We start from the raw sequence: 13,465 nt of genomic DNA on the forward strand, positions 1-13,465 counted from the left end.
ATCTAGGGACTATCGGGACCGATGCCCGGGGCCGCCCGGCGTCAATTATGAAGGTTCGCCAGGCGGGTGGCCTTCTCTTGATATCGGCTATCTTTAGCGGGACAACACGATATTCGAGACGACCTGCGTTCCCACATGCTGGGCAGTGAGCAGTTCGACGATCGACGCATGATGCGCCGTGAGGTCGAGCAGCTGAGCAGCGTCGACGCCCGCGCGGACGCCAAGCGCCGCCGTTCGCAGATGATGGACGAGCTCGGCCGAGAGCGATCCTGCAGCCGCGAGGTCGAGAGCTTCCGAGGAAGTGAGTTCTTGAATGATGCCGTCATCTTCGATCGAGGGAACACCGCCGCGTTGCGCCGGCAACAGCAGCCGAACGGCATGGGTGGCCGAAGCGAGCATTCGCGCGGCGTCGTCGCCGTCGATCCGTATCGGTAACCCCGAGAGTGCCGCGCCTTGCGCTGCGAACACCGGGATATAGCCTTGCTCGAGCAGCAGCGACATGAGCTGCGCGTTGACGGTCCGGACGACCGCATTGCCGTCACCGTCGTTCGCCGCGATGAGCGTGCCGGCTGAGGTGCCGTCGAGACCGACCGCGTCGCCGCCGATCCGATTGATCATGCCGATGATCTTTGCGCCGGTCTCGCGATCGTCGGCATCGTGGACGACGAGCGGGCGGACGCCGAGGCGACGCATGAAGATGAGGTCCGATATCAGCGTCGACGCTTCGGCCGATTGCGGATCGAGCCGGAGCACGACGGTGCGGCCGATGAACGCCTTCGCGGTCGGCAGCGATTCGGGATCGGGCGCGCTCAAGAAATCCATTGCCATAATATTAGACGCACATCGGGTCCAGGGCGTTACTGGATACTACCCAAGTTTTCGGTTAAAGCGCTAAGAAAGTGGAGCGGTCGACCTTTATGGTCGACCGCCGCGTCCCTCCTATCGTCGGCGCGCGATCAGGTTGAGGACGATCGTCAAGATCACTGAAATGAGGATGCACGTGGCGATCGGTATCGAGATCTGCCAACCTTTGCCGGACCACGTGAAGTCGCCGGGCAGCGAGCCGAGCCGCAAAGTGCGGCCCCACATGACGAGTAAGCCGACGACGACGAGCGTGATGCCTGCGCCCACTAGCAGCCTGCCCAACACGTCACTTTGCGACATATGCGGATATTCGGGTCACGTCGTCGAGGTTCATGGTTGCCCATAAGGCAATCGAAAAGTCGAGCTTCGCTCGGCCTACTACACTAAAACGCTCGAATGCAAGGCCGCGGCGGTCGACCATAAAGGTCGACCGCTCCCTTCCTAAACGGAACGGCCGTACATTTTATTCTTGCGACGGAGGGGCGCCGCCGTTCGCGTTGACGAGCGCGATCGCCGCTTCGATTCCGCCGTGCAAGAACGTCTCGACGCCGGCGACGGCGCGATCGATCACTTCGACCAGCGCCTTCTCTTCCGCGGTCGTGAAGGCGCCGAGCACGACGCCGATCGCGTCCGGACTCGAACGTCCGACGCCGACCCGCAGGCGCGGATATTCCGGTGTCGAGAGAGCGTGCTCGATCGACCGCAAACCGTTGTGCCCGCCGGAACTTCCGTCGCGTCGCATTCGCAGCACGCCGAACGGCAATGCGATGTCGTCGCAAACGATGAGCGCGTTCTTCGGCAACACCTTATAGAACCCGGCGGCGCCGCCGACCGCCTCGCCCGAGTCGTTCATGTATGTCTGCGGCAACACGAGCAGCGCGTCGAAGGACTGCGCGTGCGCGACGCGAGCATGGAACTTCGAGCGCCACGATGTGACACCGTGACGGCGGCCGAACTCCTCGACGACCCGGAAGCCGACGTTGTGACGAGTACGAACGTATTGGGCCCCGGGATTGCCGAGGCCCACCACGAGGTGATGCACGCGTTCTTTCGGTCGTCGGAAGAGCGAGAAGAACGTCGCCGCTATTCCGCCGGTTCTTCGTCGGGTTTCTTCGCGCCGATGAGCTCGGGCTCCGCAGGTGCGGCGCCAGGCACCGCCTCGGCGACCACAGGCTCTTCGACCTTCGCAGGCGGCAACACCGACACGACGATGTCGTTGGCATCCGCGGTGATCGTGACGCCTTCCGGCGCGACGAGATCGCGGACGTGGAGCGCTTGACCGATCTCGAGCTCGCGCACGTCGATCTCGAGGTGATCCGGCACGTTCGCGGGCAGTGCGCGGACGTCGACTTCGCGAGCGACGAGGTCGAGGATGCCGCCGTTCTTCACACCCGCGGCGGTGCCGACCGCGATGACCTTGACGAGCGCGTCGACTTCTTCGTTCAAGTTGACCGCATGGAGGTCGAGGTGGATCGGACGCTTCGAGATGACGTCGTCCTGGCGTTCGTGGAGAAGCACCGGTGTCGTGCCGCGACCCTCGATCGTCAGGTTGATGATCGAGTGAACGCTCTTGCCGGACATCGCGCTGCGGAACTCGCGGGCGTCGATCGTGATGGGGAGCGCATCGCCGAACTCGCGTCCGTAGACGACGGCCGGGATCTTATGCTCGCCGCGAAGGCGACTCGCGGCTCGGGTGCCGCTTTGCGTCCGCGGTTTGGCGCTGAGGTTGACGGTTTCCATTCCTATTCCTTATCGTGCGGTCAGTTAGAAGCGGTCGCGGGCTCGGGCATAGGCTCGACGGACCCCGCGTCAAAAAGCGTCGAGCCGAGCCGGTCACTCGACGGCTGCTCCTTGTCCTGCTCCTCATAGAGTTCGGATATCGATCGGTTCTGGCCGATGCGACGGATCGCGTCCGCCAGCAGCGACGCGACCGACAAAACCTTGATCTTGGTGTCGCGGATCGACTCGGGGACCGGTATCGTGTTGGTGACGACGACCTCGGAGATCTTCGATTCGACGAGCTTCTTCGCGGCGTTGTCCGCGAAGATACCGTGCGTCGCGCATGTGATGACCGACGTGGCGCCGCGCTCGAGGACCGCCTCTGCCGCTTTCACGAGCGTGCCGCCGGTCGAGATCATGTCGTCGACGATGATGGCGGTCTTGCCGGCGAGGTCGCCGACGACTTCGCTCACTTCGTTGACGTCAGGCCTCGGTCTGCGCTTGAAGACGACGGCGACCGATGCATCGAGCTTTTTCGCGAACGCTTCCGCGCGCGCGAAGCCGCCGGCATCCGGTGAGACGACGACGATCCCGGGCCCACGCAGCTTTTTCGTGTTGATGATATAGTTGCGCAGGATGTAGCTCGCGGTGAGGTTGTCGACCGGCTCGTCGAAAAAGCCTTGGATCTGAGCGGCGTGGAGGTCGACGGTGACGATCCGATCTGCACCCGCGGCGACGAGCAGGTTCGCGAGCAGCTTTGCAGAGATCGGCTCGCGGCCTTTTGTCTTCTTGTCCTGCTTCGCATAGCCGTAGTACGGGATGACGGCCGTGATGCGATACGCCGACGCGCGTCGCAGCGCGTCGATCATCAGGAGCATCTCCATGAGGGAATCGTTGACGCCGCGGGCGCCGTTCTCCGATTTGCAGATCGATTGGATGACGAATGCGTCCGCGCCGCGGACGTTCTCGTGGATCTCGATCCGGCACTCGTCGTTGGCGAACGTCGTCACGAGCGCTTTGCCGACGTCTTTACTGCCCAGCTTCTGGGCAATCTCCACGGCGAGCGCGCGATTGGAGTTGCCGGAGAAGAGGACCGGTTTTGCCGTAGCCATAACCTCGGTCTCCCCCTTTGGACCCGTCTTAGCGGACCTTGTCTTTCTGCATGCGGCGCACGCCTGTCCTGTGGGACGGGCTATGTTTTCAGTTACTTTTGGCGGACGCCCGCGATAGGAACACGCATGACGTCGACCAGCAAGAAGGCGCGGATCGCCGGCTTTCTCTACCTCCTGTTAGCGGCGCTTGGACCATTCTTGCTCATCTACGTGCCGAACGCGCTCGTCGTCGGTGGAAACCCCTCGGCCACCGCCGCGAACATCCAAACGCACGAGACCTTGCTCCGGCTCGGAATCGCTTCCGACGTGGTCGGCGGCGTGTTAGCGCTCGCGGTCTCGCTCGCGCTGTACTCCCTATTCGAGACGGTCGACGTGAAGCTCGCGTGGCTCGTCGTCATCCTCGGCGGACTATTGCCGTGCGCGATCTATTTCCTCAACTCGCTCAACTGGTTCGCGGCGCTCGTGCTCGTCCATGGCGACTCGATCGCGCCGGCCTTCGCCGGACCGCAACGCGACGAACTCGTCATGTTGTTCATGCGGCTCCACCACTACGGCGTCATCGTGAGCCTCATGTTCGCGGGTCTGTGGTTGCTGCCGCTCGGCATGCTCGTCATCAAGTCGGGCTTCATCCCAACGTTCCTAGGCTGGTGGCTTCTGCTCGCGGGCGTCTCGTGGCTCGCGCAGAGCCTCACGCCGATCGTGCTGCCGCAGTACGCAGACATCGTCAGCAACGTCGGCTTCCCTTTCGGAGTCGGCGAAGTCGCGTTTTTACTCTGGCTGCTTGTCTTCGGCGCGAAGGAACATTAAGCGCGACCGCGGCGGTCGACCGTAAAGGTCGACCGCTCCATTTTTACTGCGCTACGGTGTATAGATCTCCGCGCTTCTTATCGGGACGAAACTAGGACTCAGGCCACCCGCGACAAGCACGCGGCCATCGGCCAGGCGCACGGCGCTCTGCACCCAGCGCGCGATGTTGAGGTTTGCATCCAACGTCCAGTGTTGAGTCGTAGGATCGTAGATCTCCGACTGTTTGACGAGCATGGTCGGCCCTTGGCCTCCGACGACCAGAACGCGACCGTCAAGCAGCAACGTCGCCGTGTCCGCTATGCGCGTGACATTCATACCGCCTGCCGTTCCGGTCCACGAACCCGACGTTGGATCGAATAGCTGCGAGGTCGGCGGGTTGATCTCGTCGGTCGCGAGCACGTGGCCGTCGTCGAGAAGCACGAGATTGGCCGATTGGCCGTGGATCGATTGCGTGAACGTCCAGACATTTGTGACAGGATCGTACAACTCGCACGTCAGCGTTTGGAGCGCGTCTTGCGACGTGCCGCCCTCGACGAGCGCGCGACCATCGGCGAGCTCGGTCGCGCCGAACGCGTAGCGCGAGATATTGAGGCTCGGCGTCGACGTGAAAGTGTTTGTCGACGGATCGTAGACGTCAGCGCTGTCGCGCGGAATCGTTCCGACCGATGCGCCGGCCGGAGCTATGAAGGTGCCGTTCCCGAGCGGTATGAGCGCGCCCAACGTCCGAGGGCTGTTCATGATTCCGGCGACGGTCCACTGACCCGTCGACGGGTCGTAGATCTCGGCGGTCGACCGCCATACGTTACCCGCGTCGCCGCCGACGACGAGCACGCGACCATCGGGCAGCAGCGCCGCCGAGTGGCGGCAGCGACCGAAATGCATGGAACCTGTCCGCGACCACTTCCCGGTCGCGGGATCGAACAACTCGGCGCTCGCGCCGCCGGTTGTGAACGGTTGCGTGCAACCTTCGACGAGCACTTTGCCGTTGCGCAAGAGCGTCGCGGGCGCACCCGCGCGAGCGACATTGAGCGAACCGGTCAGCGCGAAGCTCCCGATCGTGGGAGAATCGCCGACGCGCTCGATCGAGCGAGTGACTGCCGGCAGTCGTACGGAGCGACGCGCCGAGAGCGGCGCGCGGGGCAGAAACGCTTCACGCGCCATCATTCCGAGCGTGAAGATCTCGGCCGTCGCTGTCGCCCCACGCCTCGTTCCTCCGCCGATGACCATCGCCCGACCGTCCGAGAGCGTCACCATGGCCTGTTCGTCACGCTCGACCTGCATGTCCGGAGTCAACGTCCATAGCGACGTCGCTGGGTCGAAGAGCTCGGCCGAGCGGAGCACGCGAAATGTCTGCGCGTCGTGCGTATAGCCGATCCCGCCGGCGGCCAACACCATACCGTTGCCGAGCAATGCCGATGTGTAGAATACGCGCCCGCTCACCTTGGGAATGCCGCCGATGACGACGTTCATATCGCCGACCGCCGACCAGGTCCCGGTCGAGGGATCGAAACGATCGGTGGACGGGAACGGATCGTACGCGACTTCGTCGCCGTAGGCGCCGCCGGCCACGATGATCGTGCCGTCGCGCAACGTTATTTGGGTGTGGAAGAACCGCGAGCTTGTCATCCTGCCCGCTAGGTTCCAAATGTTGTGCGCTGGATCGTAAACTTCGACGCTCCCTTCCGTCGGCGTTATGAACCCCGGGTCGCCGCCGGTGACCATCACGTCGCCGTTCGACATGAGCGAGGCCGCGTGACCCTCGCGTGCGACGGGCATGAACGAAGCGCCTCGCCATCGACCAGTCGCTGGATTGTAGATCTCTGTCGATGATAGCGACATGATGCTGTTCGCACCGACGCCTCCCACGACGAGTACTCTGCCGTCCGTCATCAAGGTCGCTGTGTGCGTCATGCGCGCGGTGCCCATCGATCCCGTACGCGACCACTTGCCGGTGGACGGATCGTAGAGCTCGCAGCGGTTCGTCACCCCCTGCGACGTCTCGCCGCCGGCGACGAGCACTTTGCCGGTTTGCAGGACCGTCAACGTCGCACCGACGCGGTCGACGCTCATCGATCCGGTCCGCGACCACATGCCCGTTGCCGGATCCCACAGTTCGGCCGACGCGAAGCTGTTCGGATTGTTGAATCCGCCCGCGACGAGAACTCTGCCGTCCGGCAGCGTCACCGCGATGGGCGAGATGCGCGCCACGTGCATCGATCCGGTCGTCGTCCACGTGCCGGTTGCAGCTAAAGCGGCTCCGTAGCCCGACGAAAGGACGAAAAAAGCACACGCAAGCGGGCACGTGTAAAGCAATCGATTCATCACGAACACCGTTCTAGCAGTGGGAAAGCGTCAGCGTGAATCCTTTGCCGTTTCTCGCGAACAGGCCGAGTCCGGTGCAAAGTCGCCGCATGCCCCAAGCCCCCGTGCGTCTAACTTTGCGCCGCCGTACTGAAAAGTTGCTGAACGGATCGGCTCGATACGCGATAGCCGTGGTTTTCGCAGCGCTTCTATCTGTTAACGCCGGCGGCGGGACCCAACATCAGCGTCTGCGCGTAGACCCATCCCTCGCGTCCGGCATCGGGGCCGTCCGTGACGTGCACGTGGAGTTCGGGCTGGTAGGCGGCGCCGTTGACATCGAGCACTTCGAAGCGCGTGTCGACCGGCTCGAGGGTCGAGTCCGAGTCGCCGCGGTAAGGAACATCAGGCCGGTCGTAGAGCCGGACCTTGGCGAACGGCTGCTGGATAATAGCTCTGGGCCCAGGTTCGCGCCACAGCTTGTCGCCGCCCACGAAGCCGCTCCACGACCCGTCGCGCGCCGCGATCGCATAAACGACGTATAGCCCACGATAGAGACGGTACGGGGAGACTGCCGTCACGGCGGTCGCCGTCGTCGCGGCGATCGTTCGGCGTTCGGTTCCGTGCACTAGACCGTCGAGCGATCCGTAGACCGTGGCGTAGTCCGCGTGGTGCCGGTCATGGTAAAGCCGCACGCTTTCACCCTTCGTGAACGCGGCGACGGGCGTCGCTCCGGCTGAATCGAAGTCGAAAGCCTGGTACGACATGAGCGGCAGCCTCCCGAACGCCGCGTACTGCGCGGCGACGACGAGCGCCGGGATGACGAACGCGAGCATGTGCGGGCGCCGCCGAATCGCCGCTTCCGCGATCGCACCGATCGACAGCGCCATGATCGGCACCGCATACGCGACGCTCGTCAGCTTCGCGAGCGCGTCGACCGACAGCGCGGCGGCGACGAACTGTTCCACGAAGACTGCTGCGACGAAATACGGAAGCGCGGTACGCCTCGCCACGATCGCGCCGCTCAACAAGATGACGACAACTATGACGCTTAGAGTCGCCGCGAAATGCGGCTGGCTCATCCACTCGTCCGGGTACGAGAACGCGAACAACGCCGCTGGTGCCCCGCGGATGTCCGCTCGCGCGATGGCCGCGGTCGTCGAATCGCTCGGCAGGAACGCTGTGCCGATCGCCAACGCCGCCGTCGCACACGCGACGCCGACTCCGAGATCCGGTCGCCGCACCGAAATCGAGCGCGTCAGAGCGTACGCCGCCTCCGACAGCACGAGCCATGCCGACTCGACGTGCAGTCCGAGCGCGATAGCGGCAGTCGCAAACCATAGCATCCGCCACTTTCTGACGTACTGCGAGTCGCCTCGACCGAACGCCTCCACGGTGAACCAACACGACAACGTGCCCGCGATGACGCCGAGCGCCGCGGGCGACATCTGGTTGACGAGCGCGAACAAGAATGGGCTCGTCGCCGCGACGGCGACCGCGACGCCCGCGCTCCACCAACCCGAGAGGGCACGCGCCGCTAGAAAGACGGCGATGGCGGACACGAAAAGACACGCGACGACGATCGCGTGCGGAACGCCGCCCGGGCACGCCAAAGAGTGAAGGAGCCTGGCGATCGGCATGAACGGCTCGACGTTGTCGAAACAACGTTGCGTTCCGCCGTCCCAGAGAATCTCTCGTCCCCGCAGCGCCGGAACGTTGCCGAGCTGCCAGCTTAGGAAGTCCAAAGCCGACCACAGCAGCGCAGCGGCGACACCGATCGGCAACGCGCGCTGCAACCATTCCGGAACGGCGATGGGGTCGGTGAGCTTCATCGCTATAGCGGGATTCGCCCGTATGGCGATGCGGTCCGGGTTCGAGCCGGTAAATATGACAGGTTTGCATGGTCCGCAGGCGGCGCGTGTCGAATAGCCGCCAAATGCCGCAATTCGAGGTCGTATCACCCTTCAAGCCGTCCGGCGATCAGCCGCAGGCGATCGCAAAACTCGCCGAAGGCGTCATGCGCGGCGATCGAGCGCAGGCGTTGCTCGGCGTCACCGGCAGCGGAAAGACCGCGACGATGGCCTGGACGATCGAGAAGGTCCAAAAGCCGACGCTCGTCTTGTGCCACAACAAGACGCTGGCGGCGCAGCTGTGCGGCGAATTCCGCGAGTTCTTCCCCAACAACGCGGTCGAATATTTCGTCTCGTACTTCGACTACTACCAGCCAGAAGCATACATCGCGTCGTCCGACACGTACATCGAAAAGGATTCGTCGGTCAACGAGGAGATCGAGCGCTTGCGCCACTCGGCGACGCAGTCGCTGCTGACCCGGCGCGATACCATCATCGTCGCGTCGGTCTCGTGCATCTTCGGCCTCGGCTCGCCATCCGACTACATGGAGATGTCGCTCCACCTGCGCCGCGGCGACGAGTACGACCGCGACAAATTGCTGCGCAAGCTCGTCGATATGCAGTATACGCGCAACGACATCGCGATGGTTCGGGGGACGTTCCGCGTGCGCGGCGACGTCCTTGAGTACGTCGCGGTCGACGACGAGATCATCACGCGGCTCGACTTCTTCGGCGATCAGATCGACCACATCACGCGCGTCAACCAGGTCACGGGCGAGATGATCGACGATCTCGAAGAGATCACGATCTTCCCGGCCAAACATTTCATCACGCCCGAGGAGAAACTGCGTCGAGCGGTCGAGACGATCGAGGCGGAGCTCGAAGAGCGCCTTCTCTACTTGCGGGGCGAGGGCAAGCCGCTCGAAGCGCAGCGCCTCGAGATGCGGACGCGCAACGACGTCGAGATGCTGCGCGAGATCGGCTATTGCAACGGCATCGAGAACTATTCGCGGCACCTCACCGGCCGAGCGCCGGGCCAGACGCCGTTCTGCTTGCTCGACTTCTTCCCCGACGATTGGCTGCTCTTCATCGACGAGTCGCACGTGAGCGTGCCGCAGGTGCATGGCATGTACGGCGGCGATCGGACGCGCAAGCTCGCGCTGGTCGAGTACGGCTTCCGCCTGCCGTCGGCTTTGGACAACCGCCCGCTCACCTTCGAAGAGTTCGACAAGCACATCAATCAAGTCGTCTACGTCTCGGCGACGCCCGGCGAGTACGAGAAACGCGCGTCGACGCAGGTCGTCGAGCAGATCATCCGGCCGACCGGTCTCGTCGATCCGCAGATCATCGTGCGCCCGACGCAGGGTCAGGTCGACGATCTCATCGATGAAGTGCAAAAGCGCGTCGAAAAGGGCGAGCGCGTCCTCGTGACGACGTTGACGAAGAAGATGGCGGAAGACCTCACCGACTATCTCATCGAGATGAACATCAAAGCGCGCTACCTCCACTCCGAGGTCGAGACGCTCGAGCGCATCGCGCTTTTGCGCGACCTCCGTCTCGGCGAATTCGACGTGCTCGTCGGCATCAATCTATTGCGGGAAGGCCTCGATCTCCCGGAGGTCTCGCTCGTCGCGATACTCGACGCGGACAAAGAAGGCTATCTGCGATCGGAGACCTCGCTCATCCAGACCGTCGGTCGTGCGGCACGACACGTGAGCGGCATGGTCCTCATGTACGCGGACAATATCACGCAGTCGATGGAACGAGCGATCAACGAGACCGAGCGCAGACGGACGAAGCAGCTCGAGTACAACGCCGCACACAACATCGATCCGCAGTCGATCCGTAAAGCCGTACGCGACATCTTGTCGGCTGCGGTGGCCACCGACGCGAAGCGATCGCGCCGCCAGCTCAAAGAAGTGCCGCGCGAACTGCTCGTCGCGACGTGCCAGAAGCTCGAGCGCGAGATGAAAGAAGCCGCCAAGAATCTCGAGTTCGAGAAGGCAGCTGCCCTACGAGACGAGCTCTGGGAACTGCGCAGCCAACTCCCCGACGCTGGCGACGCGACCCTCTCGCGCAAAGCGCCTAAGGTCTTCGGCAAGGAGCTGCGCGAAGCGGCGCTCTTCTAACGAACGACCACGCGTCTCAAAACAAAAAGAGCGGTCGACCTTTACGGTCGACCGCTGCGGTTTGCAAGCAGCAGGCCGAGCTACGCTCGGCATACCACATTGAGCATCAGGCAGTGACTACTGCTGTACCGGGAGCTTGCTGCGGATGACGCCTTCACCGAACGATGCGAGGAACAAGTAGCCGTTGCTCCACGACGCGCCGATGAAGTGGTGCGCGATCGCCTCGTGGTCGACGCGCTTCCAGGTGTTGCCCGCATCCGTCGAGACCCATGCGCCAAAGCGCGTCGTCAGGACGACGTCAGGGATCTGACCCGTCGGCGGCGACGGATTGAACACGAGGCGGTTGCCGAAAAAGCGCGTCGCGTAGTAGGGGAGATTTCTTGGCGCGCGTTCTTTCGGCGTCGGGAACGCGAGGTGCGGCCACGGGCGCGACGGCGCCGGCTGTATGAACGTCTTGATGTGCGTAAAGCTGACGCCGTTGTCCGTGCTCCGGAAGACGAGGATATTGTCGGTGGCCGGATCGTGGTCGGCGACGAGGATCGTGCCTGGCGTCGCCTGATCGAACGCGGCATAGAAGCGGTTGACCGGGTAGTAGAGCGTCGATTGGCCGAGCGCCTTATGAGGGAGGCCCGTCGACGGCGTCCACGTCGTACCGCCGTCGTGCGTGTAGTATAAATGCGGCGTCTGACCCGGCGCGCCGGTCGCGACGACGATCGACTTCGCATCGTTCGGCGAAACGGCTACTTGATACGGATACGTGAACGACCACCCCGTCGCGGTCCACGAGCTGCCGAAATTCGTGCTCGTGACGACGGACGGATTTTGATCGGCGTTCGTGATCCCATAGAGCTTGCCGGAATGCGTCGGGTCGAAGGTGACGGATTCGAAACCGGCGTTCACGACGAGGCTTGTCGTGGCGCACGAATTTGACGACATCCACAGACCCGAGTCGGGATGTGCGAAGTAGCAGTGGGTGTTGTCGTATGGGTCGAGCGTCACTTCGCCGCCCTCACCCGCGTTCGCAGCGCCCGGATACGTCCACGTCTTGCCGCCGTCGGTCGAAACGCCGGCCGAATTGTCTTGCAGTGCGACGAGAGCGTTGTTGCCGTTGTTGGCGACCTTGACGTCGTACGCGAGCGTGTCGTTCGTCTGCTCGTTGAGCGGAGGCGCCGTGCCGGTCGTGCAATGCGACGCGAAGAACAGGCCTTGGTCTTCGAGCAAATAGCATGCGTCGTCGGTGCGCGTGCCGTTCGAGGCGACGATGATGTAGCGCATGTCGACGCCGAATGGCTGTGCGCCGAAATGGATCGTCGGGTGCTGGTTGCCGTCAGCGGTGAAGTAGTAGATCGCGCCGCCGCCGTCGTCGCCCAAGTAGACGCGGTCCGCGACCGCGTTGCTCATCGCAAGCGCCTGCGCGCCGACGGAGCAGTTGCACTGGACGAACACCCAGGTCTTGCCGCCGTCCGTCGAGGCGTAAAGATTCTCGTTCCACGCGCTCGCGTCGTCGACGTTCGCGTAGACGATGTTCGTGTGGAACGGATCGATCGCGATATTGTGGACCGGCCCCGTACCGGGATGGCCCTTGAGCGTCCACGTGCCGCCGCTCAAGACGTACACGTCGCCGGCCATCGAGCCCGCCATCACAGCGCCCGCGGCGATATCGATGGTCGATGCGCCACCGCTGATCCCGAGCGAAGTCGACCACGTCGCGCCGTCATCGACGGACGACAGAATACCGGCCGCGGTGGCGACGTAGATCGTCGAGCCGTTCTGCGCGAATTGGGTCGACTCGTTGCGGTCGACGTTCGTCCATGACGCGCCGCCGTTGGTCGAGCGGAACGTGCCGCCGAACTCGGTCGCGGCGAGCAATACCGATGGGTTCGATTGATCGAGCCAGAGGCCGTTGACGACAGACGAGATCGTGCCGTCGACGTTCTGCAGACCATTGTCAAGCGCGGTCCAATGCGCGCCGCCGTCGGTCGTGCCGTAGATGCCCATCTGGGAAGGCGACTCGCGGGGCGTGTTGCCCCAGCCGCCGCCGACGTACATTATGTTCGGATTGCTTTGGACGTACGCGAACGCGTTGAGCTTGCCTGAACCGATATTCGGACCGTTCGGTCCGACCGGGATCCATCTGACGCTCGCGTCCGCCGCCGCATACGACGAGAAAACGACGATTGCACAGACGGCGATCATCACCGCTTTGAAGCGCATCATAAACTCCTCAAGGATTGCAGTAGGGGCCGCTTCATCGCCCGAGCTGCGATTCCATGTGAGAAGTCATCTAGCACCGTTGTGCGGTGCTGACATCCTCTTCGTATGACTATGAAAAAAACGACTCCGACCGTAACGTCCATGTTCCGGTCGGAGAAGCGCTAGACGGTCGCGGCCCAGTCACGCGTCCGCCCGCTAGTCGCGGCCTCGCTGGGCTATGCCGCGAAATCGTCCTTCGATGCCGAGGATTTCGTGGATGTCGTGGCCGTGCGGCTGACAGGCACCGCGAGCCACGGTCGCTGGTCGACGGGCGGGTGCTCGCGCATGCACTCTCGTCGGATGCACTCTTCGCAAAGCGTCGCCGTTCCCAGATCCACCGTAGTCATCGCGGGCTTGTCGCAACCGCTGCATATCGACATCGTCGTAGTCGTGTTCCCGCTGAGGAGGGTTCCAAGCAACGGCGTGTCTGCCG

At 63.4% G+C, this 13,465-nt stretch carries 10 protein-coding genes; 2 read left to right on the plus strand and 8 right to left on the minus strand.

Features of this window, described 5'->3' with window-relative positions; translation table 11 throughout:
- Positions 1-93 precede the first annotated feature (93 nt).
- From VFO25_10955 to VFO25_10975, 5 genes are all read right to left on the minus strand, one after another.
- On the minus strand, positions 94-822 hold the full coding sequence (locus tag VFO25_10955) for a hypothetical protein (GenBank protein HET9343420.1): 729 nt from the start codon (positions 820-822) through the stop codon (positions 94-96).
- A 117-nt stretch (positions 823-939) separates the two neighbouring features.
- The gene (locus tag VFO25_10960) at positions 940-1,164 is read right to left on the minus strand and encodes a DUF2905 domain-containing protein (protein HET9343421.1); all 225 of its coding nucleotides are present in this window, start codon (positions 1,162-1,164) and stop codon (positions 940-942) included.
- A gap of 163 nt (positions 1,165-1,327) precedes the next feature.
- Positions 1,328-1,906 carry an aminoacyl-tRNA hydrolase gene (gene pth / locus VFO25_10965; GenBank protein HET9343422.1) on the minus strand — a complete coding sequence of 193 codons (579 nt, stop codon included), beginning with the start codon at positions 1,904-1,906 and terminating at the stop codon, positions 1,328-1,330.
- 41 nt (positions 1,907-1,947) lie between these two features.
- Positions 1,948-2,604, minus strand: coding sequence for a 50S ribosomal protein L25 (locus tag VFO25_10970; protein ID HET9343423.1), 657 nt, complete (start codon positions 2,602-2,604; stop codon positions 1,948-1,950).
- Between the two features lie 20 nt (positions 2,605-2,624).
- Positions 2,625-3,695 carry a ribose-phosphate pyrophosphokinase gene (locus tag VFO25_10975; protein ID HET9343424.1) on the minus strand — a complete coding sequence of 357 codons (1,071 nt, stop codon included), beginning with the start codon at positions 3,693-3,695 and terminating at the stop codon, positions 2,625-2,627.
- Between the two features lie 126 nt (positions 3,696-3,821).
- Between VFO25_10975 and VFO25_10980 the strand changes: the two genes are divergently transcribed.
- The gene (locus VFO25_10980; GenBank protein ID HET9343425.1) at positions 3,822-4,502 is read left to right on the plus strand and encodes a DUF4386 domain-containing protein; all 681 of its coding nucleotides are present in this window, start codon (positions 3,822-3,824) and stop codon (positions 4,500-4,502) included.
- Between the two features lie 51 nt (positions 4,503-4,553).
- Here the strand turns inward: VFO25_10980 and VFO25_10985 are convergent, their stop codons facing one another.
- Together VFO25_10985 and VFO25_10990 are read right to left on the minus strand one after the other, a co-directional pair.
- Positions 4,554-6,824 (minus strand): kelch repeat-containing protein, encoded by a 2,271-nt coding sequence (locus VFO25_10985; GenBank protein ID HET9343426.1) that lies wholly within the window; start codon positions 6,822-6,824, stop codon positions 4,554-4,556.
- Positions 6,825-7,012: 188 nt separating this feature from the next.
- Complete coding sequence (locus VFO25_10990; protein HET9343427.1) at positions 7,013-8,632, minus strand: hypothetical protein; 1,620 nt, start codon at positions 8,630-8,632, stop codon at positions 7,013-7,015.
- A gap of 104 nt (positions 8,633-8,736) precedes the next feature.
- Here VFO25_10990 and uvrB point away from each other — a divergent pair, with 104 nt between their 5' ends.
- Positions 8,737-10,779 (plus strand): excinuclease ABC subunit UvrB, encoded by a 2,043-nt coding sequence (gene uvrB, locus VFO25_10995; GenBank protein HET9343428.1) that lies wholly within the window; start codon positions 8,737-8,739, stop codon positions 10,777-10,779.
- 117 nt (positions 10,780-10,896) lie between these two features.
- Here the strand turns inward: uvrB and VFO25_11000 are convergent, their stop codons facing one another.
- The gene (locus VFO25_11000; protein ID HET9343429.1) at positions 10,897-12,996 is read right to left on the minus strand and encodes a hypothetical protein; all 2,100 of its coding nucleotides are present in this window, start codon (positions 12,994-12,996) and stop codon (positions 10,897-10,899) included.
- Positions 12,997-13,465: the final 469 nt, after the last annotated feature.

Source organism: Candidatus Eremiobacteraceae bacterium, assembly GCA_035710745.1.
Classification (GTDB): domain Bacteria; phylum Vulcanimicrobiota; class Vulcanimicrobiia; order Eremiobacterales; family Eremiobacteraceae; genus JANWLL01.